This is a genomic window from Jatrophihabitans sp. sgz311053 (assembly GCF_056135305.1).
Window position 1 is genome coordinate 600,077 of record NZ_JBWAXP010000003.1, and the last position, 24,535, is coordinate 624,611.

A 24,535-nucleotide genomic window follows, 5' to 3' on the forward strand; every position below is an offset into this window, starting at 1 on the left:
CGCCGGCGATCACGTCAGTGCGGCGTCGATCGCCTTCCGCATCCGGGCCACCGAGTTCTGGATGCCGAGCTGCTCGGCCAGGGCGTCGAGACGGATCTCGTCGCGGGGCCGGACAGGCAGTGCGTCCTCCACCTCGGCCACCGGCGCGTCGGTGCGGCCCCGGACCGCTGCGGGCGCGACGGCGAGGTAGTCCAGCGCCTTGCGGATCTTGGCGGCGGCACCGGCGGGAAAGCCGTCGTCCCCGGCCTCGGCGGCGGCGACGATCTCCTCGACGGTCCCGAAGCGGGCCACCAAAGCGGCCGCCGTCTTCTCACCCACGCCGGGGACACCGGGCAGACCATCACTGGGATCGCCGCGCAGCGCGGCGAAGTCGGCGTAGTTCGCGGCGGGGATGCCGTACTTGGCCTGGACCTCGGCGGGGCCGAGGGTCTCCATCTTCGCCAGCCCACGTCCGGTGTAGAGGACGGTGACACGGTCGGTGGCCAGCGCGATGAGGTCCCGGTCGCCGGTGACGACCTCGACGATGTCGGTGTCGCGCTCGGCAAGGGTCGCGATGACGTCGTCGGCCTCGAACCCCTCGGCGCCGGCGCAGGCCAGCCCGAAGGCAGTGAGGACGTCCAGCAGCAGCGGCACCTGCGGCGAGAGGGTGTCGGGCACCTCCTCGCCACCGTCCTTGGCGACCCGGTGCGCCTTGTAGCTGGGGATCAGCTCCACCCGGAAGGCCGGCCGCCAGTCGAGGTCCAGGCAGGCCACCCAGCGCGTCGGGCGGCGCTTCTCGATCAGCGACGCCGCCATGTCGAGGAAACCCCGGACTGCGTTGACCGGGCGGCCGTCCGGGGCCGTCACCGATTCGGGGACGGCGTAGAACGCGCGGAAGTACAGTCCCGCCGCGTCGACCAGCATCAGGCTCACGGCGCGGACCCCGGTGCCTGCGTGGAGGCACGGACGACGAGCTCGGTGGGGAGCGTCACCGCCGGGCTGCGGTCGGGGTCGGCGTCGCGACCGGCGATGAGGGCGAGCAGCCGCGTGGTGACGTCCAGCGCCTGCTCGGCGACCGGCTGTCGGATGGTGGTGAGTCGGGCGAGCGAGGAGAACGGCTGGTCGTCGAAGCCGACTACGGAGACGTCGTCCGGGACGCGCAACCCGGCGTCGTCGATGGCGCGCAGCGCGCCGTAGGCCATCTCGTCGCTCTCGGCGAAGATGGCCGTCGGCCGCTCGGGGAGGTCCAGCAGGCGCTGGGCAGCCTCGATGCCGCCGTCGACGGTGAAGAAGCCCAGCTGTTCCAGCTCCGGATCCGGTGCCACCCCGACGGCCTCGAGGGCGGCGACGTACCCGGCGCGGCGGTGCAGCGGCGGGGTGAAGCGCATCGGGTCGTCGGTGTCGCCGCCGATGAGACCGATCCGCCGGTGGCCGAGCCCGGTGAGGTGGTCGACGGCGGTACGGGCGGCGGCGACGTCGTCGATCCCGGCCGAGAGCGTCCCCTCCCGCTCGATGCCGAGCAGGCCGACGGGGAGGTTGAGGTCGGCGAGGGCGTCGAACTCCGGCTCGTCCAGGTCGAGGCTCGCGACGATGACGCCGTCGACTCGCTTACGCATCGGCATGACGTCGAAGAAGCGGCTGCGGCCGCCGGGATCGCCGAGGTTGTACAGCAGCAGGTCGAAGTTCTCCCGCCGCAGCGCCCCCTCCACGGTGGCGATGACCTCGGAGAAGAACCACCGGTTCACGAACGGCACCACCAATCCGACGGTGGTGGTACGGCCGCTGGCCAGCCGGGCGGCGAAGGGTGAGGCCACGTAGTCCAGATCGGCCGCGGCGGCCAGCACCCGGTCCCGGGTGGCGGCGGCGACGTCGGGAAGCCCGCGCAGCGCCCGCGACACGGTGGCGATCGAGACCCCCGCACGACGTGCGACGTCCTCGATACTGGCGACCATCGCCCTCCGTTCGCCGACCTGCTCGGATTGTGCCGCAAACGCTACCGCCGCGCTGGCAGACTCGCTCGGATGGCGACCCTGCTGCGCAACGGCCGTATCCACACCGGTCGGCCGGAATCCGATCCGGCCCCCGTCACCGCGATGCTCGTCGACGGCGATTGCATCGTCTGGCTCGGCGACGAGGACGGCGCGGACGGCTACGCCGACGTGTCGGTGACCCGCGACCTCGCCGGCGATCTGGTCACGCCGGCCTTCGTCGACGCCCACGTCCACACCACCGACACTGGGTTGGCGACGACCGGCCTGGACCTGCGCGGCGCCCGGTCGCTGCGCGAGGTGCTGGACGCCGTGGAGCGTGCCGCCCGACGCAACGGCGGCCGTCCCATCCTCGGCGGTGGCTGGAACGAGGCCGACTGGCCCGAGCACCGACCGCCGACCGCGGCGGAGCTGGACCGGGCCGCCTACGGCGGGGTCGTCTACCTGGCGCGGGTCGACATCCACTCCGCGATCGCGTCGTCGGCGCTGCTGGCGACGGTTCCGGGGGTGCGGCAGCTGGCCGGGTTCCGGGGCGAGGGCTGGGTGGGCGAGCCGGACGCCCACGACCCGGTCCGGCGGGCCGCGCTCGCGGCGCTGACCCGCAGCCAGCGTGAGGAGGCGCAGCGGGCCGCGCTGGGCCAGGCGGCGGCCCTGGGGATCGCCAGCGTCCACGAGATGGCCGGCCCCTCGATCTCGCATGAGGAGGACCTCACCGGGCTGCTCGCCCTCGCCGCGGCCGGCGACGTCTGCGAGGTCGTCGGCTACTGGGGCGAGCTCTTCGGCGTCGAACGGGCCCGCGAGCTCGGTGCTGTCGGTGCGGCCGGGGACCTCTTCTGCGACGGATCGCTGGGCTCGGGCACCGCGGCGCTGCACGAGCGTTACGCCGATCGGGACGACACCGGTTGGGTCCGCTTCGACATCGAGGCACTGGCCGCGCACATCGAGGCCTGCGTCGCCGCGGGGATGCAGTCCGGGTTCCATGCCATCGGCGATGCCGCCGTGGACCAGGTGCTCTCGGCCTACGAGCTCGCCTCGGCCCGGCTGGGGCGCTCCGCCGGCGCGGGGCACCGCATCGAGCACGCCGAGTACGTCCGCGACCCCGGCCGGCTGGCGGCGAGCGGGCTGGTGGCGTCGATGCAGCCGGTCTTCGACGCCCTCTGGGGCGGGGCGGACGGCATGTACGCCGAGCGGCTGGGACGGGCGGCCGACGGCAGCGAGCGAGCGCTGGCGCTCAACCGCTGCGGCGACCTCGCCGCCGTCGGGGTGCCGCTGGCCTTCGGGTCGGACTCCCCGGTCACCGAGCTCGGTCCGTGGGCGGCGGTCCGGGCCGCGGCGACGCACCACGATCCGGCGGCGTCGCTGCCGGTCGAGGCCGCCTTCGCCGCGCACAGCCGGGGCGGCTGGGCCGCCGCGGGCCGGGCCGGCGAGGGCGTGCTGGCCGTCGGAGCGCCCGCGACGTACGCGGTCTGGTCGGCGGCCGGGTTGCCGACCAGACCGAGCGGCCTGCCGGACGTCGCCGCCGAGGGTCCGTTGCCGCGGTGCCGGCAGACGGTCCTGCGGGGCACCACCATCCACGGCGCTGCCGACCGGTGATGAGGACTGCCCGAGCGAGGCAGCCGGGATCGGAGCGCGACAGCGATACTGACCCGGTGACGGTGGTGAGGGACAGGCTGCGCGGCGACGCCGGCCACGCTGCGGCGCCCCGCACCGGGTCACGGGTGGTGCGTCCGGCCCCGTCGGCGCCCTTCGCCGCGCGCTGGGCCGCCCTGGCGGCGGTCGGCGGGGGAGCAGTGGGCGTGCTCGCCTTCCCCGAGTTCGGGTGGTGGCCGGCCGCCTTCGTCTCCGTCGCCGGACTCTCGGTCGCCGTGGACGGTCGCCGCGCCCGCACCGGTGCCTGGCTCGGCTATCTCTACGGCCTGGCGTTCATGCTGCCGCTGATCCACTGGACCGGCATCTACGTCGGCCCCGCGCCGTGGCTGCTCCTCGGCGCCGCCATGGCGGCCTTCTTCGCGGTGCTCGGTGCCGCGCTGACCCTGCTGGCCCGGCTGCCCGGTGGGCCGCTGTGGGTGGGTGCGGCCTGGGTGGGGCAGGAGTTCCTGCGCGACCGGCTGCCCTTCGGTGGCTTCCCCTGGGGCCGGCTGGCCTTCAGTCAGGCCGAGTCGCCGCTGAAGTGGTTCGCGGCGCTGGGCGGCGCCCCGCTGGTGACCTTCGTGGTGGCCGTGGCCGGCGCGGGCCTCGCCGCCGCGGCCCTCGCGGTCTGGCCGCTGCGTGCCCGGACGCTGGTCAGCGGGGGTGCCGTGCTGGTGGCTGTCCCGCTGCTCGGGGTGGCGGCCGGCGCGGTGCTCTCGCCCGACACGGCCGGCGACCGGGGACTGCGGATCGCCGTGATCCAAGGTGGTCTGCCCAACCGCGGCCTGGCCTTCCAGGACCGGGCCCGCGAGGTCCTGGACAACCACGTCCGGCAGACGCTCGGCCTCGCGGCCCGCATCCGCAGCGGCGCCGTCGCGCGTCCCGACCTGGTGCTCTGGCCGGAGAACTCCTCGGACATCGACCCCTACCGGGACCGCGCCGCCTACCGCGAGATCGACCGCGCGGTGAAGGCAGTCGGCGCGCCGGTGCTCGTCGGGGCGATCCTGCAGGGACCCGGCGCCCATCACCGCCGCAACGCCGGCATCCTCTGGTCGCCGACCACAGGACCGGGCGCGCGCTACGTCAAGCGCCATCCGGTGCCCTTCGCCGAGTACATCCCGCTGCGCGCCGCCGCCGAGTTCGTCAGCTCGGACGCGAAGAACGTCACCGACATGGTGGCCGGCGGCGGCAACGGCCTGCTCCGCGGCGGCCCGGTGCCGCTCGGGGACGTCATCTGCTTCGAGGTCGCCTACGACGACCTGGTCCGGTCCTCGGTCGCCGCCGGGGCCCGGCTGCTCGTCGTGCAGACCAACAACGCCACCTTCGGCTACACCGCCGAGACCTACCAGCAGCTGGCCATGACCCAGCTGCGCGCCGTCGAGCACGGTCGCAGCACCGTGCAGGTCTCGACCTCCGGTGAGTCGGCCGTCGTGGGGCCGGACGGCGACATCCGCGAACGCTCCGGGGCGCTCTTCACCTCCGCCGTGCTCCTCGACACCGTCCCGGTACGCAGCTCGCAGACCCTCGCCACTCGGATCGGGGCCTGGCCCGAGTACGCGCTCACCGCCCTGGCCCTGCTGGGAGCGCTCGCCGTCGGGGTCGACGGCCTGCGACGACGGCGAACCGACCAATCGACAGTCCCGCCCGAACAGGATGAGAAGGTGCCCGCGTGACGTCCGCTTCCGAGCCCGCCCCCTGGCGGGTGCTGGTGATCATCCCGACCTACAACGAGCACGAGAACATCGAGATCGTGGTCGGACGGGTCCGTGAGTCGGTGCCGGCCGCGGAGATCCTGGTCGTGGACGACGGCAGCCCGGACGGCACCGGCAAGCTCGCCGATGCGATGGCCGACGTCGACGACCACGTGCACGTGCTGCACCGCACCGAGAAGGCCGGACTGGGCGCGGCCTACATCGCCGGCTTCGGGTGGGGGCTGGCGGCGGGCTTCGACGTCCTCGTCGAGATGGACGCCGACGGCTCGCACGCGCCGGAGCAGCTGCCCCGGCTGCTGACCGCGCTGACCGAGGCGGACCTCGTCCTGGGTTCGCGCTGGGTGCCCGGTGGCAGCGTCGTCAACTGGCCCTGGCAGCGCCGGATGATCTCTCGCGGCGGCAGCCTCTACTCCCGCGTGGCGCTCGGCGTCCCGGTCAAGGACGTCACCGGCGGCTACCGCGCCTTCCGCCGTGGCGTGCTCGAGGGCATCGGCTACCGCGATGTCGAGTCGCAGGGCTACTGCTTCCAGATCGACCTCGCCACCCGCGCGCTGCGCGCCGGCTACCGGGTGGTCGAGGTGCCGATCACCTTCACCGAACGCGAGCGCGGCGAGTCCAAGATGAGCGGCGAGATCGTGCGCGAGGCGCTGGTCCGGGTGACGCGCTGGGGCATCGAGTACCGCAGGGAGCGCTTCCGCAACCGCCGCACCGACTGACGGATCACCACTGTCAGGCGGCGGTGGGCACCCGCGGCTCCGTTTTCGGGGCCAGCTCGGCCTCGATCTCGCTGAGCTTGAGTCCCTTGGTCTCGGGCACCTTGGCGACGACGTAGACCAGCGACAGCACCGTGATGGCCCCGTAGAGCGCGAAGGTCCCGACCTCGCCGATCGCGGAGATGATCGACAGGTAGGAGACCGCCACCACCAGGTTCGCGGCCCAGTTCGCCATGGTCGCGATGGAGGCGGCCTGCCCCCGCACCCGCAACGGGAAGATCTCGGCGATGAGCAGCCACAGGATCGGGCCCAGGCTCACCGCGAAGGCGCCGACATAGACGGCGAGCGCCACGGTGGCGATCACCGCGCCGCCACCGCTGATGCCGACGGCGAAGGTGACCGCCAACGCGGCCAGCCCGATCACCATCACCGACATGCCCCAGATCAGCAGGGGCCGGCGACCGACGCGGTCGAGGAGGCGGATCGCCACCAGGGTCATGATCACGTTGGTCGCGCCCACCACGACCAGGGCCAGCAGGGCGGCCGACTGTCCCAGACCCGACTGTTCCAGCACCGTCGGCGCGAAGTAGATGACGGTGTTGATGCCGGTGATCTGCTGGACGATCGCCAGGATCACCCCGAGCAGCAGGGCAGGTCGCAGCGCCGGAGCCAGCAGGTCCCGGATCGACCCCTTCCGCTCCTCCCGTGCGCCCTGGCGGACGTCGGTGATCTCGTCGTCGACCTCGGCGTCGGTCTCGCGCAACTGGTGCAGCACGCTCCGCGCCTCGTCCTCGCGGCCCTGGCGCAGCAGCCAGGCCGGGCTCTCCGGCTCCCGGACGACGCCGGCGCCGAGGACGATCGCCGGCAGCAGCGCCAGCCCGACACTCACCCGCCAGTCGCCGTGGCCGGCGAGGCCGTAGGCGACGAGCTGGCTGACCAGGATGCCGATGGTGACCGAGAGCTGGTTCAGCGAGACCAGCGCGCCGCGCCGCGCGGGCGGGGCGATCTCGCCGATGTAGAGCGGCACCACGAAGGAGGTGGAGCCGACACCGACACCGATGAGGAAGCGACTGATCCAGAAGACCCAGAGCGACGGCGCGAGCGCCGAGAGCAGCAGGCCGACGACGAAGACCATGCTCGTCAGCAGGATGGCTCGACGCCGGCCGAGCTGATCGGCCACCCGGCCGGCCACCAGTGCGCCGACCGCGGCGCCGGCGAGCAGGATGGCGACGACGAGCCCCTTGGTGAAGGGGGAGTCCAGGCCGAACTCGTCGGAGATGTTCGGCAACACGCCCCCGACCACGCCGGTGTCGTAGCCAAACAGGACGCCACCCACGGCGGTGAGCACCGCCGCCTTCGTCACGTTGCGCTGTTGCCAGTGCGCCCGCTGCTCACTCATCCGTCCGAACCCCGCTTTTGTTCACTTGGCTAACTATTCAGCCGGGGCTTACCCAAAAGTCACAGCCGGGAAGCGGGTCGCGTGGCCGCGGTGTCGGCGGCCGGTGGCAGAGTGGAGCTCGTGAGTGCAGCGCAGCCGGGCGTCGTCCTGGCCGTCGACGGCAACTCGCTGGTGCACCGGAGCTTCCATGCGCAGGCCCACACCGGGCGGGACGCCTGGGCCGTCCGGGGACTGCTGACGCAGCTCGTCCACGCCGTCGACCGGATCCGTCCGGTCGCGGTCGTGGTGGGCTTCGACGACCCCGATGCCTCGGTGCGCCGGGAGCGGTGGCCGCAGTACAAGGCCAACCGCGGTGAGAAGTTGGAGTCCCTGGTCGGCCAGCTCGCCACGGCGGCGACGGCGTTACGCGATCTGGGGGTCGCCGTCGTCGTCCCCGCCGGGCTCGAGGCCGACGACGTGCTCTGCTCCGCGGCGGCGTTCGCGCGCGGGCGCGGCCTGCGCACGGTGGTGGTCACCAGCGACCGGGACGCCTTCGCGCTCATCGACGACTCGACCTCGGTGCTGCGGATCATCGACGGTGGGGTGGAGGCCTCCCCGCTGATGACCCCGGAGCGGCTGGTGACGCTGCTCGGTGTGCGACCCGAGCAGTACCGGGATTTCGCCGCGCTCCGCGGCGATCCCTCGGACAACCTGCCGGGTGTGCGCGGCGTCGGACCACGCACCGCCGCGCGGCTGCTGGCCGAGTTCGGTACTGCGACCGCGGCTTTCGCCGACCTCGACGAGGTCCGTCGCCGGCTCGGTGGCGGCGCGGGCAACCGGCTCGCGGCCCCCGGTGCCCGGGAGGCGTGGTCACTGAACTGCCAGGTCATGACGATGCACGCCGACCTCGAGCTCGGCCTCGACCTCGACGCCGGGCCCGGCGTGCTGCCGCTGCCTGCGGGGGAGGTCGAGGCGGTGTACCGCAGTTTCGGGCTCACCTACTCCGCCGCCGCCGCGGTGCGGGTGCTGGCCGAGGTCGATGCCGAGCCGCCGGCCCCGGTCTATGCCGACACGGGCGCCGGCACCGACGCCGAGCGCCGCTGGTGGCCCACGGCACCTCCTCGGCGACCACCGAAACTTGCGCCCAAGCCGGCGAACCAGCAGCTCTCACTCTTCTGAGACGGCGCTGGGCGGCCGAGAGTGCGAGGCGTAGCCGGCCGGCGGAGACGACCCCGGAGACGACGAGAGCCGCCCCGGTCGGCCGGGGCGGCTCTCGTCATGATGGGTGGTGCGGTCAGGCGCTCTTCTGGCCGCGCCGCGCCCGCAGGACGTCCAGGCGTTCGGCCAGGACCTCCTCCAGGTCGGCGATCGTGCGGCGCTCCATGAGCATGTCCCAGTGAGTACGCGGTGCCTTCGTCTTCTTGACCTCGGGCTCCGGGCCGTCGATCAGCTTCGCCGTACTGCCGTCGAGGCGGCAATCCCACGTCGCGGGGATCTCGGCCTCCTCGGAGAACGGGACGCTGAACTCGTGACCACGTTCGCACCTGTAGGCGGCGACGTTCCTGGGTGCAGGCTCCGCGCCGTACTCGGTTTCGTAGCTGACCGCGCCGAGCCGACTGCCCCGCAAAGTTCGATCTGCCATCTCGGGCACCTCCTCGCTCGTGCGATGTGCCGACACCTGGCCAACGTGCCAGGTCCGGTGATGATTCCCCTATGGTCGGGGTGTTAACACCCGCTCCGCCCAGCGCTGCTCAGGCATGTGCCAGAGCAGATGCGGCCAAAATCGGACATATAGGGGGCAAACGGTGGCCCGATCGGACCTGCGCTGGCCGACTGCGTCGGAACTCGGCGCCGCCCGGGCGGTGGTGGCTGCGGCCTGCCTCGCCGCCCCGGTCCCCGTCGCCCGTCTCTTCGGCGCCGACACCGCCACCGCACGACGCGTCACCTGGCTGACCCGGATGCTCGGCGTTCGCGACGGCGCCCTCGCCGTGGGGACGGCGCGAGCCGGCGACGACGCGCCGGCGTGGCTGCTCGGCAGCGCCGCCTCCGACGCCGTCGACGCCGCGGTGGTGGTGGCCGGCATCAGGTCGGGCCGGGCTCGTGGCGCGGTGCCGGTGGCGCTCGCCGTCGGCGCCACGGCGTCGGTGGTCGCGCACGTCGTCGCGGCAGCCGGCGTCAGGCGTCGTCGAGAGTGAGCTGACCGCGTCCCGGCGCGGACGTCCCGAGGTCGCCGCGACGGTGATGGGTGCGGCAGAGCACCTGGTAATGGACCTCGGGTGCCCGCTCGGGATCGGCCTCGACGTGATCCCCGGCGGCCTCGCTGTGGTCGGCGGCGGCGGTGTCGGCCACCACCACCGTGTCGCCCTCGCGCGCGATGACGCCGTCCACCACGCGGGCGTTGAGGACGCCCGGCCGGCCGCACCAGCAGAGCACCTCGACATGGACGGGGATCGTCTCGTCGGCGATCTCGAAGAGCCGCTTGGCGCCGGGGAGCAGCTGCGTGCGGAAATCGGTGGCCAGCCCGAAGCAGTACACGTCCACGTGGAAGTCGTCGGCGAGCTCGGCGAGCTGGTCGACGTGCTCGGTGGTGAGGAAGCCGGCCTCGTCGACGATGAGGTAGTCGACCCGACGGCCGGCTGCCCAGTGCTCGCGGACGAGCCGGCGGATGTCGGTGTCGTCGATGAGCTCGATGGCGGCCCGGGCCAGCCCGACCCGGGTGGTGATGGTGGCCCCGCCCGACCGGTCGTAGCGCACCAGCAACAGGCCGTGGCGGCCCTGCCGGGCGTGGTTGTGGTCGATCTGCAGTGCCAGCGTCGACTTGCCGCAGTCCATCGGCCCGTGGAAGAACTTCAGCTGCGCCGGCATCGGCGTCGCGCGCCGGTTGCCGGCGGCGGGCACGGAGGAGAGCGCGCCGCGAGTCACGACGGGCAGGCTACCCGTGCGGTCGCGGGCGGTGCTTCAGCGCTTGCGCGCCGCGACGACGTAGTACTTGCCGTCCGACTTCTTCTCGACGACCACGTCCAGCGTGCTCGTCCCGGTCGCGGAGCGGAACGAGTACGTCGACCCGCTGCTGGTGAACTGTTCGGGGGAGTAGAGGTCGCCGGTGAGGGCGCGCAGGTCACTGCTGCTGATGCCGTTCTCGTAGACGCAGGTCGCCGCCTGGGTGACGAGGTCAAGGCCGACGAAGCTGGCGAAGTACTTGGCCGTCGTCACGGCGTCCTTGGCCGACGCGCAGAAGTTGATGGTCGGCGTGGAGACCGAGACCGACGGGGAGTCCGAGGTCGGCGCCGGCGACGACGATCCCGAGGTCGGGCCGGAGGACGCCCCCGAACTCGACCCGCCGGTCGGGTCGTCGATCTCGCTGAAGCAGACCTTCCAGCTGCCCTGCTCCCGCAGCACCGGCAGCGAGGTCGACGTCGTGTTCTTGCTCGTCGTCACCCGGACGTCGACCGTGGCCCGGTCGCCGGCCTGCCTCACCTCGCCGATGGAGTAGCTCTGCGCGTGCTCGTCGCCGACGACGTCACTGAGCTCGGGGTTACTGAGGTCGCGGGCGCAGACCACGCGCTTGAGGTCGTCGAGGTTCTGCCGCTTGCTGGCGTAGAGCGCGTCCTCGACCGCGGTCCGGGGCGAGTTCCCGCTGGCCGGGTCGCTGGAGAAGACGCCGGTGACGGCCAGGACGATGACGACGAGGCCCGCGATCACGACGACGCCGAGTGCGGCGAAGATGCCGCGCTGCGACGGTGGGATCAGCGGCGGCTTCGCCGGCGGGAGGGGGGTTGCACCGAGTGAGCCGGCGGGGCCGGGGTACGGGTCGGCCGGGTACTGCGGCTCGCCGTATCCGTCGTTGCTCATCGCTGTCGTGCTCCTCCTCGCCCGGTCTCGACGATCATGCTTCGCAGCGCGGTCACGAGCCGTCAAGCCGGCGCGACGGGCAGGGCTGCCCGTCCCGGCGCGCGGATCGGGACGATCCGTGCCAGAGCGGACGGCGCGGCCCGCTCGACTCGAACGCACGCCCAAGATCAGCGGGGTACGAGGGTCACCGGCAGCCCGTCGCGGGGTCGCGGCAGGGACGACCAGTCCAGTGGCATCTCGTAACCGTCCGGCACCTCCAACCGATACCGCCGCAGCAGCTGGTGCATGGCGGCCTTGACCTCCATGCCGCCGAAGAACATGCCGATGCACTTGTGGACGCCGTTGCCGAAGGGCAGGTAGGCGAAGCGATGGACCTTGTCCTCACGCCGGTGCTCGGCGAAGCGGTCGGGATCGAATCGCTCCGGCTCCGGCCAGACGTCGGGCTGGTGGTGCAGGCCCCAGAGGTGGACGGCGACGTAGCTACCGGCCGCGACCCGGAAACCGCAGAGCTCGGTCTCCTCCCGGGCGCGCCGCACCAGCCCCGGCACGGGCGTGACGAGGCGCAGCGACTCCTTCATCACCAGGTCCAGGGCCACGAGGCGCTCCAGCTCGTCGTAGCCGACGTGCTCGCCCAGTGCCAGGGACTCGGCATAGGCGCGGTCCTGCCACTGCCGGTGGTGTGCCAGGTAGTAGGACATCGCAGTCATCGTGATGGTCGCGGTGTCGTGGGCGGCCATGAGCAGGAAGATCATGTGGTTGACGATGTCGTCGTCGTCGAAGCCGGCGCCCTCCTCGTCGCGGGCATGGCAGAGGGCGGTGAACAGGTCGGTGCCGTCGCTCGCGCGGGCTGCGGCGATGCGGGGCCGCAGGTACTCCTCGAGGATCCGCCGGCCGGTGAGTCCCCTGGCCCATCGCAGCCCCGGCACCGGGGCGCGCACGAGGGCGGTGCCGGCGCGGACGGCGTCGACGAAGGCGGTGTTGAGCCGGTCGGCCTCGGCGTCGGCGTCGGCGGCCATGAAGGTGCGGGTGGCGACGTCGAGCGTCACCTGCTTGATCGCCGGGTAGAAGGCGCGCTCGCCCGGCTGCCACGCCGAGAGCCCCCGGTCGATCGTCTCGTTCATCGGCTCCAGGTAGCCGGCCAACCGCTGCGCGGTGAAGGCGCCCTGCATGATCCGCCGGTGTGCGTGGTGTTCCTGGCCGTCGAGCAGCATCAGTCCGCGCCGGAAGAAGGGCCCGATGAGCAGCGACCAGCCGCTGGCGTCGAAGACGCGGTCTCGGTCCTGCAGCACCGCCCCGCACGCCTCCGGGCTCTCGGTGTTGACCCAGGTTCGGCCGAGGGCCCGATTCCAGTACACCGGGCCGTAGCGTTCGACGTTCCGCAGTGACGCGGTCATCCTGCCGGTGGCAAAGGCGACGGTGTCGCCGATCAGCGGGAGCCCGCGGTGACCGGGCATGGCGTTCGCGGTGGTGACGGTCATGGGTCGGAACCTCTCGCCGGCCGGTCGTCCGCAAGGTTGCGGCGATCTGCGGCCCGACCATAGTCTGACAACGACCGTTGTCAATTATCTCTCCCGGAAGGAGCCGCCGTGGCCGCCAGTCGCCCGTACCGCGGACGATCGGCCGACGAGCGCCGCGAACAGCGCCGCGTCGAGCTCATCACCGCCGCTACCGACGCGCTCCTCGTCGACGGCCTGGCCGGGGTGAGCGTCCGCTCGGTCTGCGCGCGGGCGCGGCTGACGCCGCGCTACTTCTACGAGAGCTTCCCGGATCTGGACGCGCTGCTCGTCGCCGCCGTGGACACGGTCACCGACGCGGTCGCCGTCGCCGCCGTGACGGCGCTGCGGGCGGCACCGCCGGACGACGCGGCCGCCCAGGTGCGGGCGGCGGTCGCCGCCGGTTACGGCGTCGTCGCCGACGACCCGCGGCTGGCGAACCTGCTCCTCGTCGCCGCCGCCGGCCACGGACCGTTGCGGGAGCGGCGGCACAAGCTCGTCACCGAGCTCGCCGACGTCACCATCGACACGCTGCCGCTGCTGCACGGCATGGGCCTCGCGCAGCGCCGCCACGCGCGGGCGACCGCGCTCTTCCTGATGGGAGGCTCCGCCGACGTCATCGAGGCCGTGCTTGCCGGCCGGCTGCCGATGACCCGCGACCGCGTCGTCGACCATCTCACCGCGATGTGGCTCGGTGCGCTCTCGGCCGCGCTGCCGGGGGCGGACTGACGGGCGCTGCCGGTGGCCGTTGCTGAGCTACGGCCGGGTCCCACGGAAGAACTACGGTCGGGCGGACCCGCTGCTGGGATTCGTCGACATAAAAGCCCTAGACGGGTAGGTGTCGAAGTGAAGATCAGTCCGGCAATGTTGCCCGTCTCAGTGCATGCACCGCACCGACTACTGGTGAGTGAGCGCCAGCACTGTCATCCTTGCGGCGTGAAGATTTTCCTTAGCTGGTCTGGCAAGCGCAGTCAGAAGACTGCCGAAGCTTTGAAACCGTGGTTGAAGGGCGTCATCCAGAGCGCGGACCCCTGGATCTCGGTTGACATGGAGCGAGGCACGAAATGGCTAGAAGAGATCAGCAAGTCTCTCAACGATCGAACCATTGGCATTTTTTGTGTGACTCCAGGAAACGCGAACGCGCCGTGGCTTATGTTCGAAGCCGGTGCAATGTCGCGGCACTTGGGCGATGAGGGTCGGGTGATCCCGTACTTGCTTGACTTCCGAACGGCAGGCGACTTGCAACCACCGTTAGGCCAGTTCAATGCTTGCGTCGCTGACGAAGAAGGAACCTGGCAGTTGGTCAAGACGCTCAACGTGCATTCTGAACACAAACTCGATGACGACACGTTGAGGCAACAATTCGATCTGTGGTGGCCCAAGTTGGCGCCGAAACTTGAGCAAGTTCGAGGGTCTGGGAAAACGACCCGGCCAGCAACGCGCTCCGACAGCGAGAAGCTCGACGAGCTGCTGACAATCGTTCGCAATCTCGAACGAACCGAGAAATCTGAGTCGATGGATTTCTCCCCGATGAGAGAATTCGAGCAACAGCAGCGCGGTCGTGCGATTCGGGAGATCCGGGCGAAGGCGAGGGATTTGGGCCTCGAAATTGTGGGCACAAGTTATGCGGTCAGCAAGCGCAGGTTGACATTCACGCTAGCCTCCACGTCCGAGAAAATGAATCCCATGAAGGACGAAATATTGATGAACTTCATTTCAGAAGTCATGCCTGAAGTTTTGATTGTTCGCTGGCAAAACGAGTCGGATAATGACGATTTCTAGAGTGGCCGTTTCACCCCTCCTGTTCGACATTGCTCCACCAGCAGCCAATCTTCAGGGCGCGTAGATGTCCTCCTGATCAGGGTACGAAGGCTCTTGCCAGACCGTCAGCATCTTGCAGGCATGCCAGTCTCGGACGGCACGTTATGACGCCGGCCGTCGAAGTCCAGAGGTCCATGGCAAACCGAAGGTCATGGGTGGCTACGCCATCCCCCATCTCGGGCTGCAGACCTTGCACACAGGTTTGGGTCGCCTTGTTTGGCCGACCAGATCCGGCCGAAACTTTCCAAGGGCGGCAGTGTCGGCGACGGTCTGGCAGACCAGGGCCTCGGGGCGCCCCTGACCGGGCTACCAGCCCCGCGCCCGCCACTCCGCCAGATGCGGACGCTCGGCGCCCAGGGTCGAGTCGTTCCCGTGGCCGGGGTAGAACCACGTGTCGTCGGCTAGCTCGCCGAAGATGCGGGTCTCGACGTCGTCGACGAGCGAGACGAAGTCCTCGCCGGACCACGTCTTGCCCACCCCGCCGGGGAAGAGCGAGTCGCCGGTGAAGAGGTGGCCGGTGCCCTCGGGGTCGCGGTAGAGAACCGCCACCGACCCCGGCGTGTGGCCGCGCAGGTGGATCACCTCGAGCTCGGCGTCGCCGACGGTGACCGTGTCGCCGTGGCGCAGCCGCTCGTCGACGGCCACGGGCAGCTCGTCGGCGTCGTCGGCACCGGCGTACACCGCGGCGCCGGCGAACTCCGCGGTCTCGGCGAGCGCCTCCCAGTGGTCCTGGTGGCGATGGGTTGTGAGGATCGCCGAGACGGCCGGACCCTCGAACTCGGCGAGCTCGCGCAGCCGGTCGGCCTCGTTGGCCGCGTCGATGAGCAGCCCCTCGTCGGTCTGCGTGCAGCGCAGCAGGTAGGCGTTGTTGTTCATCGGGCCCACGGCCAGCTTGGCGATGGTGAGGCCCGGCAACCGCCGGACGTCCATGCCGCCGCCGACCTCGACCTCGCCGGTGTAGGTGTCGCTCACGCTGCCGACGCTAGTCGAAGATAGGGGTGAACTCCTCGGTGGGCGGGCCCTGCGAGAGATCCACCCGCGTGTCCGGCAGGTCGGCGAGGACGGTGCCGACGTACGAGGCGACGGCCGCGGCGCGTCCCACGTCGTGGCCGTTCTTCTCCGACAGCAGCCAGCGGTGCTCGTTGATCTCGTGGAAGAGCTCGGCGTCCGGCAGCTTCACACGCAGCTCCGGCGGGACGAGCCCGAGCGTGCCGTAGAACTTCTCGTCCAACCAGCGGCGGGCGGCGAGGTCGTCGGGCACCGAGCCCTCTGTGCCCGACTCCCACTTGGCCTTGAAGCGGGAGAGATCGCCCAGCAGCGCCCGGGCCTGATTCTCCTGCACCCGCAGCCCGGTGAGCTCGAAGAGTCGGCGCTGGTGATGACCTGGCTCGACCACCTGCGTGCCGAAGCGGACCCGCAGGCCGTCCGGCTCGGTCTTGATGGTCAGCTCGCCCACGTCGAAGCCGAGCTCGTTGAGCCGCCGCAATTGCGCGTGGATGCGAAAATTCTCGCCGGCGGGGACGACGACCTCGCTGGTGAGCTCCTGCCAGAGCGAGTCGTAGCAGGGGCGCAGCGTGGCTGCGGTCTCGACGGCGTCGATCTTGGCGTCCAGCACGCCGGCGGCCTGCAGGTCGAGCAGCTCGCCGACGATGTTGAGGGTGGCGATGTCCAGGTCCTGGTCGCGCTGGCCGGGGGAGAGGGTGGGGTGGATCTCACCGGTCTCGGCGTCGACCAGGTAGGCGGCGAGCGCGCCGGCGTCCCGCCGGAACAGGGCGTTGGACAGCGAGCAGTCACCCCAGTAGAAGCCGGCCAGGTGCAGCTGGACGAAGAGCGCCGCCAGCGCGTCCATCAGGCGCTGTCGCAGGTGCGGCAGGCTGCGGCCGGTGAAGAGCGATCGGTAGGGCTGCGAGAACTGCAGGTGCCGGGTGAAGAGCAGGCCGCCCAGCTCCTCGCCGTCGGCGCCGATGCGTTCGGTCACCGTGCCGTAGGCCTCGACGACCGGGACGGAGTGCTCCGCGAGCTGTCGCAGCAGCTGGTGCTCGCGCAGCACGTAGCGGTCGGTGGCTTCCTTGATCGCGAAGACCTCGCCGGCGAGCTCAACGAAGCGCACCACGTGGCGCGAGATGCCGCGGGGGACGTGGACGAACCGCTCGTAGGGCCACTCGGCCAGCGGCAGGTCGAAGGGCAGCTCGAGCAGCTCGGTGTTGGTCCCGAGCGTCGTCAGGCGGTAGTTGCTGCCCACCCCTGCAGCGTAGGGCCAGCCGGCCCCTCCCGCGTCGGACGATCCGGCCGCCCTCAGCGCTCAGTCCAGGTCGAGGGCCAGCAGCGCGTTCTCGACGATCTCGGTGAGGGCCGGGTGGATCCAGTACTGGCCGCGGGCCATCTCCGTCACGCCGAGTCCGAAGGTCATCGCCTGGATGATCGGCTGGATGAGGGTGGAGGCCTGCTCGCCCATGATGTGGGCACCGAGGAGCTGCCCGGTGGACGGGTCGGCCAGCAGCTTGCAGACGCTGGTGGTGTCCTCCATCGCCCAGCCGTAGGCCACCGAGGCGTAGTCCTGGACCACTGACACGTACCGCCGCCCCGAGGCCCGCGCCTGCTGCTCGGTGAGCCCCACCGAGGCCAGCTGCGGGTGGGTGAAGACCGCCGAGGGGACGAAGCGGTGGTCCGAGGCGCGGAGGTCGTCGGGGTGGGCGAGGTTGTGGGCCAGCACCCGCGTCTCGTGGTTGGCGACGTGCTTGAGCTGGTAGTCGCTGGAGACGTCGCCGAGGGCGAAGATCCCCGCCACCGACGTGCGCTGGTACTCGTCGACCTTGACCCGGCCGTCCGGGTGCAGCTCGACGCCGGCCTTGTCCAGGCCGAGCCGGTCGGTGTTGGGCACCCGCCCCGCCGCCACGAGGACGTCGTCGGCGTGCACCGACGAGCCGTCGGAGAGCTCGACGGTGATGTCACCGGTCGTCCCCGAGATTCCGGTCACGTCGACGCCGAGCCGCAGGTCCCACGCGTCGCGGACCAGGTCGGTGAGGCGGCGGCTGATCTCCTCGTCCTGCTCGCGCAACAGGCTGGAGCGTGACACCACGGTGACCTCGGTGCCAAAGGCGGTGAAGACGTGGGCGAACTCGGCGGCGATGTAGCCGGCGCCGACGATGACCAGGCGCCGCGGCAGCTCCGGGATGCGCATGATGGTGTTCGAGGTGTGGAACGGGACGTCGGCCTCGGCGATCGGCGGCGGGATGACCGGCCGCGATCCGGTGGCGATGACGATGCGGTCGCCGCTGATGGTCTCGCCGGTCGAGAGCCGGATCGTCTTCGGCGCGACGAACTCCGCGTGTGCCTCGTAGAGCGTGACGTTCTCGGTGCCGGTCGCGCGGTAGTCCCGGCCGCCGCGCGAGATGGGGTCGATGCGGCCGAAGACGCGGTCCCGGATCGCCGGCCAGTCCGCGTCCAGTGTCGCCTCGGCGAGGCCCAGCCGGCCGCTGTGCGCGGCCTTGTCCGCGACATCGGCGGGGTAGACGTACATCTTCGTCGGGATGCAGCCGACGTTCAGGCACGTCCCGCCGAAGATCCCCTCCTCGACGAGGGCGATCTTCCAGGTGTCGAGCTCGGGCGTGATCAGCGAGTTCGCCGATCCCGAGCCGATGATGATGAGGTCGTACTGCGCATCTGCCGCGTCGCTGTTCGTCGCCACGCCTGTGACGCTACCCGGGTCACCAGCGTCGCACCGCTTCGGCCATGAGGTCGCCGAAGAGGTGGTCGAACTCGACGGAGTCCAGACCCCGGGCGGCAAACCAGGTGCAGACGTTGCGGCAGTCCCGTTCCAGGTAGGCCGCGCCCTGCGGGTTGATGACCAGGTCCACGATCTGCGGGACGTCGATGACGATCAGCCGACCGTCGTGGACCAGCAGGTTGTAGGGCGACAGGTCGCCGTGTGCGTACCCGGCGGCGGCCATCCGCATCATGGCGTCGACGCACTGGCTGTAGAGGTCGGCGAGTTCGGCGGTCGTCGGCCGGCACTGTGCCAACCGCGGCGCGGCGACCCCGTCGGGCGTTCCGACGAACTCCAGCAGCAGCTCGGTGCCGAGCAGCTGCACGGGGTACGGCACCGGGACGCCGTCGGCCCAGAGTTGAGCCAGCGCCGCGAACTCGGCATTGGCCCAGGTGCCGGCGGCGACCTCCCGGCCGTACCCGGTGCCGCGGGCGACGGCGCGCTGGTCACGGGACCGGCGCGTCCGGCGACCCTCCTGGTAGCCGGCGTCGCGATGGAACATCCGATGCTCGGTGGTGCGGTAGCGCTTGGCTGCGAGCAGGACGCCGTCCGTCTTCGGCAGCGCCCGCCGCAGCAGGTGGACGTCGGCCTCCTTGCCGGTCTTGAGGACGCCGAGGTCGGTGTCGAGGGCGTTGTTGTCGGTGACGACCCACTCCGGCCGGGGCTCGGGGCCGTGGTGGGCCTGCGGCCAGGTCGAGAACGGTGGCGTCTCGTAGTCGGGGTCGTCGGCGAGGTCGTGGTACAGGGTCGGGTCGTAGGGCACTGCGATCTCCGGGAGGGGCAGGACGCGCTGCCCGTGGCCGGGTCAGTGCGTGAGGACGGGGGCGGACCGAAGGGCCACCCGGGCTGTGGTCGTCACAGGGGGCACCTCCTCGCTGTCGTCCCGATCGGCGCCCGTGGCGCCGTGCCGATGAGGCCAGCCTCTCGCGCGGCGCAAGCGCATTCCCGTCCCACTAGCCTGAGCGGGTGCTACGAATGTCGACCCTGTTCCTGCGCACCCTGCGCGACGATCCCGCCGACGCCGAGGTGCCGAGCCACAAGCTGCTGGTCCGCGCCGGATATGTCCGCCGGGTGGCCCCCGGCATGTACTCCTGGCTGCCGCTCGGCATGCAGGTGCTGGCTCGTGTCGAGGCGATCATCCGCGAGGAGATGGCGGCCATCGGCTCGCAGGAGGTGCACTTCCCGGCCCTGATCCCGCGCGAGATCTTCGAGCAGAGCGGTCGCTGGAACGACTACGGCGACACGCTCTTCCGGCTGCAGGACCGCAAGGACGCCGACTACCTGCTCGCCCCCACCCACGAGGAGCTCTTCACGCTGCTCGTCAAGGGCGAGTACTCCTCCTACAAGGATTATCCGCTCTCGCTGTTCCAGATCCAGACCAAGTACCGCGACGAGGCCCGGCCGCGCGCCGGGATCCTGCGCGGCCGCGAGTTCGTCATGAAGGACAGCTACTCCTTCGACCTCACCGACGAGGGGCTCGAGGCGTCCTACCGGGCGCACCGCGACGCCTACGAGCGGATCTTCACCCGCATGGGGATGACCTACAAGATCGTCTTCGCGGTCTCCGGTGCCATGGGTGGGTCGGCCTCCGAAGAGTTCCTCGTCCCTGCACCTTCCGGCGAGGACACCTTCGTGCAGTGCACGAACTGCGACTACGCGGCCAACACCGAGGCGGTCGTCATCGCCGCGCCCGAGCCGGTCGATCCGCAGGACCACCCCGCCCAGCAGGTGCTCGACACCCCGGACACCCCCACCATCGACACCCTGGTCGCCAAGGTCACCGAGCTGGGCATCGAGGCGTCGGCGTCGAGCACGCTCAAGAACGTCGTGCTGCGGACCCTCGCCCCCGGAGCCGAGGAATGGGAGCTGCTCGTCGTCGGCGTCCCCGGTGACCGCGAGGTGGACCTCAAGCGCCTCGGCGGCCAGCTGGAGCCGACGCTCGTCGAGCAGGCCGGCCCCGAGGATCTGGCCAAGGCCCCCGGCCTGGTCAAGGGCTACATCGGACCGCAGGTGCTCGCCGACCTGGAGATCCGATACCTCGTCGACCCGCTGGTCGTCGAGGGCAGCGAGTGGATCACCGGCGCCAACGAGCCCGGCAAGCACGCCGCCCACGTCGTCCGCGGCCGTGACTTCACCCCCGACGGGGAGATCGGCGCCGTCGAGATCCGCGACGGCGACCGCTGCGCACGCTGCCAGTCGCCGCTGGAGATCGCCCGCGGCATCGAGATGGGGCACGTCTTCGCCCTCGGTCGCAAGTACGCCGAGACCTTCGGGTTGCAGGCGCTGGACCAGAACGGCAAGCCGGTGACGGTGACCATGGGCTCCTACGGCGTCGGCGTCACCCGTGCGGTCGCCGCGATCGCCGAGCAGACCTACGACGAGAAGGGCCTCTGCTGGCCGCGCTCGGTCGCGCCCGCGGACGTCCACGTGGTCGCGACCGGCAAGGACGACACCGTCTTCGCCGAGGCGCAGCGGATCGCCGGAGAGCTCGAGGCCGGTGGCGCCCGGGTGCTCTTCGACGACCGGCGGCAGACCTCACCGGGCGTGAAGTTCAAGGACGCCGAGCTGCTCGGCGTCCCCACCATCGTCATCGTCGGCAAGGGACTGGCCGACGGTGTCGTGGAACTGCGGGACCGCCGCACCGACAGCCGCGAGAACGTCGCGGTCGCCGAGGCGGTCGCGCGGATCCGGGAGGCGGTCGGATCATGACGGTCGCGCCCTACGGCAGCTGGCGCTCGCCCATCTCGGCGGACGCGCTCGCCTCGGTCGGCCACCCGGTCGGCGGCGGCGGTTACGTCGGCGACGACATCTGGTGGTCGGAGCTGCGTCCGGACCAGGGCGGCCGGTACGCGGTCCGGCGGGCGGCCGCCGGCGGTGGCGCCGAGGACGTCCTGCCGCCGCCGTGGAACGCGCGCAGCCGGGTCCACGAGTACGGCGGCGGCGCCTGGACCGCCGACGACCGTGGCCTGCTGGTCTTCGCCGAGTTCACCGACCAGCGGCTGTACCGCCTCGACGAACCGGGTGGCACCCCGGTGGCGATCACGCCCGAGCCGCCCGCACCCGGCGCCTGGCGCTATGGCGACCTGCAGCTGCGCGGCGAGGACATCTGGTGCGTGCGCGAGCGACACGCCGCCGACGGCTCACTGACTCGCGACATCGCGGTGGTGCCGTTGGCCGGCGGCGAGCCGCGCTCGATCGTGAGTGGCTCGCACTTCCTCGCCTACCCGCGCCCGAGTGCCGACGGCACCAGGCTGGCCTGGATCGCGTGGGAGCACCCGCAAATGCCGTGGGACGGCACCGAGTTGCGGGTGGCCGACCTCGTCGACGGCGTGGCCGGTCCGCCGCGCACCCTGCTCGGGAGCGTGACGGAGTCCGTGCTGCAGCCGGAGTGGCGCGACGGCGAGACCCTCTACGCGCTCACCGACCGCAGCGGATTCTGGAACCTCGTCACCGTCCCGGTCGTCGGCGGCGAGGCGAGCCCGGTGGCGCCGGTCGCGGCCGAGATCGGCGGTCCGCTCTGGAGCCTGGGTACGCGCTGGTACTCGCTCCGGCCGGACGGCAGCCTGCTCACGGTGCGGCGCTTCGGCACCGACACGCTCGCCCTGCTCGACCCCGCGAGCGGTGAGTACCGGGACCTGGATCTCGGCGCGCACGCGGCCATCGGGCTCTCCGGCGGCCGTGGCGACACCGTGCTGCTCACCACCGGCGGCGCGGGGGTGCCGTCCGGACTGCGGGAGCTGGACCTGCCCACCGGCCGGCTGCGCGACGTCCGGCTCGGCCTGGACGTCGAGGCGCTGCCGGCGCCGGGTTACCTGCCCGAGGCCGAACAGCACACCTTCACCGGCCGGTCAGGTCGCGAGGTCCATGCGGTGGTCTACCGCCCCCGCAACGCCGACTACGAGGCGCCCGCCGGTGAGCTGCCGCCCTTCGTCGCGCTGGTCCACGGTGGGCCGACCTCCAGCGTGACTCCGTCGCTGTCGCTGCAGGTCGCCTACTACACCAGCCGCGGCATCGGGGTGGTGGACGTCAACTACGGTGGCTCGACCGGATACGGCCGCGAATACCGCGACCGGCTGCTCGGCCAGTGGGGCGTGGTCGACGTCGAGGACACCGTCGCCGCCGTCGAAGGCCTCGCCGCCGCCGGCATCGCCGATCCGGCCCGGCTCGCGATCGAGGGTGGTTCGGCCGGCGGCTGGACCGTGCTCAGCGCGCTCACAGCCAGCGACGTCTTCGCCTGCGGCATCTCCTACTACGGCGTCGCCGAGCTGCTGCAGTTCGCGCAGGAGACCCACGACTTCGAGTCGCGCTACCTCGACGGCCTGATCGGACCGCTCCCCGAGGCGCGGGAGCTCTACGAGCAGCGCGCGCCGCTGAACAACGTCGACGGCCTCTCCTGCCCCGTGCTGCTGCTACAGGGCTTGGACGACCCGATCGTCCCGCCGTCGCAGGCCGAGCGGTTCCGCGACGCGCTCGTCGCCAAGGGCCTGCCGTACGCCTACCGCGCCTACGCGGGGGAGTCGCACGGCTTCCGGCGCCACGAGACGATCGTCGACAGCCTGCAGGCCGCGCTCTCCTTCCTCGGCCAGGTCATGGGCTTCGTTCCGCCGGGCGTCCCGGAGCTCGCCCTGGAGCGGCCGTGACCGCACGACCGCTGACCGAGATCATGGATCCCGGCTGGGCCCAGGCGCTGGCGCCGGTCGCCGACCGCATCACCGCGATGGGCGACTTCCTGCGGGCCGAGATCGCGGCCGGACGGACCTACCTGCCGGCGGGCGAGCACGTGCTGCGGGCCTTCACCCGGCCCTTCGTCGACGTCCGGGTGCTCATCGTCGGGCAGGATCCCTACCCGACACCGGGGCACGCGATCGGGCTGTCGTTCGCCGTCGACCGGGACGTCCGCCCGCTGCCGCCGTCGCTGCGCAACATCTACAAGGAGCTGCAGGTCGATCTCGGCATCGAGCCGGCCAGTCACGGTGACCTCTCGGCGTGGGCCGACCACGGGGTGCTGCTGCTCAACCGGTCGCTCACCGTCGCGCCGGGCAAGCCGGCCTCGCACCGCGGCAAGGGATGGGAGGCCATCACCGAGCAGGCCATCCGATCCCTGGCCGCCCGCGGCGGTCCGCTCGTGGCGATCCTTTGGGGACGCGATGCCCGCAACCTGGCCCCGCTGCTCGGGGACGTTCCCCTCGTCGAATCCGCCCACCCGTCGCCGCTCTCGGCGTCGAACGGCTTCTTCGGATCGCGCCCCTTCAGCCGCGCCAACGCCGCCCTCGTCGCGCAGGGTGCCGACCCTGTCGACTGGACGCTCGACCGGTAACGAGTGGTATCACGGCGGTATCATCGATCCATGGCCATGACATTGCGATTGACCGAGGAACAGGACGCGACCCTCCAAGCATTGGCGGATGCGCAACACATCAGCAAGCAAGAGGCTGCCGTCCGCGCCATCGAGAGCGCGGCACGCCGGCAGGCGGAGACACGCGAGGCCGTGCTCGGGCGGATCGTTGCCGAAGATGCCGCGCTGCTCGACCTGCTGGCCAAGTGACGGTCTACCTCGACCTGGAAGACCTCATGGCGGTGGCCAAGGCCGCCGTGGCCCCGGCAGATGTCCTGGTTCGGGACGTGGGCTTGCTCGAGTCAGCGCTCGCGCGTCCGCGGGCCAGCGCATTCGGTGAGGACGCTTATGCCGACACCTGGACCAAGGCGGCCGCCTTGCTCGAGTCACTGGCCCGCAACCACGCCCTGATCGACGGGAACAAGCGCCTTGCCTGGGTGGCCATGCGGTACTTCCTCATTCTCAACGACGAGGACGTCGCCGCCTCCTCTCCGGAGGACGGCGACGTCTTCGTCCGCAGCGTCGCGCAGGGGCACATGACGCTGGAGGCCGTTGCCGCCCAGCTGCGTCGGTGGAGTCGCGGCTAGGGCGTGTCTGACAAGCCCGTGCTCTGCTGCGCGACGCCCGGGCAAGCACGCTGCCGCGTTGTCGTCGTCGGCCGTAGCAGGCTACGACCGTCCTCCTCCGCCTTGCATCGCGCGCACCCGACCGCCGCTCGCGACGAGCGGGAATTGTCAGACACGCCCTAGTTGTGATGCCCGGGGACGTTGTCACCGGTGAGTTGATATCGGCCTGTCGTTGAGACAGGCGAAGGCCTCCGGTTGTGAAGTGGAGCTGTCTAGGAACCGCTTCACTGACCGGAGGCCTTC

The 24,535-nt window shown here is 71.3% G+C and carries 23 protein-coding genes; 12 read left to right on the forward strand and 11 right to left on the reverse strand.

From position 1 onward, the window contains the following. Positions 1–9 precede the first annotated feature (9 nt). Positions 10–903, reverse strand: coding sequence for a 5'-3' exonuclease (locus AC0NZQ_RS20855; RefSeq protein ID WP_474532053.1), 894 nt, complete (start codon positions 901–903; stop codon positions 10–12). A gap of 5 nt (positions 904–908) precedes the next feature. Beyond that, the gene (locus AC0NZQ_RS20860) at positions 909–1,931 is read right to left on the reverse strand and encodes a LacI family DNA-binding transcriptional regulator (protein ID WP_474532002.1); all 1,023 of its coding nucleotides are present in this window, start codon (positions 1,929–1,931) and stop codon (positions 909–911) included. A gap of 69 nt (positions 1,932–2,000) precedes the next feature. Between AC0NZQ_RS20860 and AC0NZQ_RS20865 the strand changes: the two genes are divergently transcribed. From AC0NZQ_RS20865 to AC0NZQ_RS20875, 3 genes are read left to right on the forward strand one after another with little or no spacing between them, the layout of a single operon-like run. Continuing rightward, a complete protein-coding gene (locus AC0NZQ_RS20865) occupies positions 2,001–3,560 on the forward strand; it encodes an amidohydrolase (RefSeq protein ID WP_474532003.1) in 1,560 nt (519 codons plus the stop codon). A 56-nt stretch (positions 3,561–3,616) separates the two neighbouring features. Then, positions 3,617–5,269: an apolipoprotein N-acyltransferase gene (gene lnt, locus AC0NZQ_RS20870; protein WP_474532004.1), complete on the forward strand. Its 1,653-nt coding sequence runs from the start codon at positions 3,617–3,619 to the stop codon at positions 5,267–5,269. Then, a complete protein-coding gene (locus tag AC0NZQ_RS20875) occupies positions 5,266–6,024 on the forward strand; it encodes a polyprenol monophosphomannose synthase (protein ID WP_474532005.1) in 759 nt (252 codons plus the stop codon). Before lnt ends, AC0NZQ_RS20875 begins: the two co-directional genes overlap by 4 nt. Before the next feature lie 13 nt (positions 6,025–6,037). Here the strand turns inward: AC0NZQ_RS20875 and AC0NZQ_RS20880 are convergent, their stop codons facing one another. Further along, a complete protein-coding gene (locus tag AC0NZQ_RS20880; RefSeq protein ID WP_474532006.1) occupies positions 6,038–7,420 on the reverse strand; it encodes a sugar porter family MFS transporter in 1,383 nt (460 codons plus the stop codon). A gap of 120 nt (positions 7,421–7,540) precedes the next feature. On the opposite strand from AC0NZQ_RS20880, the gene AC0NZQ_RS20885 reads away from it, so the two are divergent. Then, positions 7,541–8,578 carry a 5'-3' exonuclease gene (locus AC0NZQ_RS20885; protein ID WP_474532007.1) on the forward strand — a complete coding sequence of 346 codons (1,038 nt, stop codon included), beginning with the start codon at positions 7,541–7,543 and terminating at the stop codon, positions 8,576–8,578. A 115-nt stretch (positions 8,579–8,693) separates the two neighbouring features. On the opposite strand, the gene AC0NZQ_RS20890 is transcribed toward AC0NZQ_RS20885, so the two are convergent. Beyond that, positions 8,694–9,041 carry an RNA polymerase-binding protein RbpA gene (locus AC0NZQ_RS20890; protein ID WP_474532008.1) on the reverse strand — a complete coding sequence of 116 codons (348 nt, stop codon included), beginning with the start codon at positions 9,039–9,041 and terminating at the stop codon, positions 8,694–8,696. A 163-nt stretch (positions 9,042–9,204) separates the two neighbouring features. On the opposite strand from AC0NZQ_RS20890, the gene AC0NZQ_RS20895 reads away from it, so the two are divergent. Beyond that, positions 9,205–9,594, forward strand: coding sequence for a hypothetical protein (locus tag AC0NZQ_RS20895; RefSeq protein ID WP_474532009.1), 390 nt, complete (start codon positions 9,205–9,207; stop codon positions 9,592–9,594). Here AC0NZQ_RS20895 and AC0NZQ_RS20900 read toward each other — a convergent pair. The 3 genes from AC0NZQ_RS20900 to AC0NZQ_RS20910 form a co-directional block, all read right to left on the reverse strand. Continuing rightward, positions 9,575–10,264 carry a thymidine kinase gene (locus AC0NZQ_RS20900; protein ID WP_474532054.1) on the reverse strand — a complete coding sequence of 230 codons (690 nt, stop codon included), beginning with the start codon at positions 10,262–10,264 and terminating at the stop codon, positions 9,575–9,577. The genes AC0NZQ_RS20895 and AC0NZQ_RS20900 overlap by 20 nt on opposite strands. A 93-nt stretch (positions 10,265–10,357) precedes the next feature. Next, the gene (locus tag AC0NZQ_RS20905; protein ID WP_474532010.1) at positions 10,358–11,251 is read right to left on the reverse strand and encodes an Rv0361 family membrane protein; all 894 of its coding nucleotides are present in this window, start codon (positions 11,249–11,251) and stop codon (positions 10,358–10,360) included. Positions 11,252–11,418: 167 nt separating this feature from the next. Then, positions 11,419–12,729 carry a cytochrome P450 gene (locus AC0NZQ_RS20910; RefSeq protein ID WP_474532011.1) on the reverse strand — a complete coding sequence of 437 codons (1,311 nt, stop codon included), beginning with the start codon at positions 12,727–12,729 and terminating at the stop codon, positions 11,419–11,421. A gap of 108 nt (positions 12,730–12,837) precedes the next feature. On the opposite strand from AC0NZQ_RS20910, the gene AC0NZQ_RS20915 reads away from it, so the two are divergent. Beyond that, entirely contained in the window at positions 12,838–13,473 is a 636-nt protein-coding gene (locus AC0NZQ_RS20915) for a TetR/AcrR family transcriptional regulator (protein WP_474532012.1), read from the forward strand. Positions 13,474–13,647: 174 nt separating this feature from the next. After that, positions 13,648–14,526, forward strand: coding sequence for a TIR domain-containing protein (locus tag AC0NZQ_RS20920; RefSeq protein ID WP_474532013.1), 879 nt, complete (start codon positions 13,648–13,650; stop codon positions 14,524–14,526). A gap of 345 nt (positions 14,527–14,871) precedes the next feature. Here the strand turns inward: AC0NZQ_RS20920 and AC0NZQ_RS20925 are convergent, their stop codons facing one another. The 4 genes from AC0NZQ_RS20925 to AC0NZQ_RS20940 are packed head-to-tail and all read right to left on the reverse strand — an operon-like array spanning position 14,872 to position 19,100. After that, positions 14,872–15,495: an MBL fold metallo-hydrolase gene (locus tag AC0NZQ_RS20925; RefSeq protein ID WP_474532055.1), complete on the reverse strand. Its 624-nt coding sequence runs from the start codon at positions 15,493–15,495 to the stop codon at positions 14,872–14,874. 52 nt (positions 15,496–15,547) lie between these two features. Beyond that, a complete protein-coding gene (locus tag AC0NZQ_RS20930; RefSeq protein WP_474532014.1) occupies positions 15,548–16,807 on the reverse strand; it encodes a DUF4032 domain-containing protein in 1,260 nt (419 codons plus the stop codon). A 60-nt stretch (positions 16,808–16,867) separates the two neighbouring features. Then, positions 16,868–18,253 (reverse strand): mycothione reductase, encoded by a 1,386-nt coding sequence (locus tag AC0NZQ_RS20935; RefSeq protein ID WP_474532015.1) that lies wholly within the window; start codon positions 18,251–18,253, stop codon positions 16,868–16,870. 19 nt (positions 18,254–18,272) lie between these two features. After that, positions 18,273–19,100, reverse strand: coding sequence for a serine protein kinase RIO (locus AC0NZQ_RS20940; protein WP_474532056.1), 828 nt, complete (start codon positions 19,098–19,100; stop codon positions 18,273–18,275). 206 nt (positions 19,101–19,306) lie between these two features. Between AC0NZQ_RS20940 and AC0NZQ_RS20945 the strand changes: the two genes are divergently transcribed. The 5 genes from AC0NZQ_RS20945 to AC0NZQ_RS20965 are packed head-to-tail and all read left to right on the forward strand — an operon-like array spanning position 19,307 to position 24,253. Then, on the forward strand, positions 19,307–21,040 hold the full coding sequence (locus AC0NZQ_RS20945; protein WP_474532016.1) for a proline--tRNA ligase: 1,734 nt from the start codon (positions 19,307–19,309) through the stop codon (positions 21,038–21,040). Then, a complete protein-coding gene (locus AC0NZQ_RS20950; protein ID WP_474532017.1) occupies positions 21,037–22,971 on the forward strand; it encodes a dipeptidyl-peptidase 5 in 1,935 nt (644 codons plus the stop codon). Before AC0NZQ_RS20945 ends, AC0NZQ_RS20950 begins: the two co-directional genes overlap by 4 nt. After that, positions 22,968–23,648 carry a uracil-DNA glycosylase gene (locus AC0NZQ_RS20955; RefSeq protein ID WP_474532018.1) on the forward strand — a complete coding sequence of 227 codons (681 nt, stop codon included), beginning with the start codon at positions 22,968–22,970 and terminating at the stop codon, positions 23,646–23,648. Before AC0NZQ_RS20950 ends, AC0NZQ_RS20955 begins: the two co-directional genes overlap by 4 nt. 30 nt (positions 23,649–23,678) lie before the next feature. After that, entirely contained in the window at positions 23,679–23,876 is a 198-nt protein-coding gene (locus AC0NZQ_RS20960) for a CopG family transcriptional regulator (protein WP_474532019.1), read from the forward strand. Next, entirely contained in the window at positions 23,873–24,253 is a 381-nt protein-coding gene (locus AC0NZQ_RS20965) for a type II toxin-antitoxin system death-on-curing family toxin (protein ID WP_474532020.1), read from the forward strand. The genes AC0NZQ_RS20960 and AC0NZQ_RS20965 overlap by 4 nt, the downstream gene beginning before the upstream one ends. The last annotated feature ends 282 nt before the right edge of the window (positions 24,254–24,535 follow it).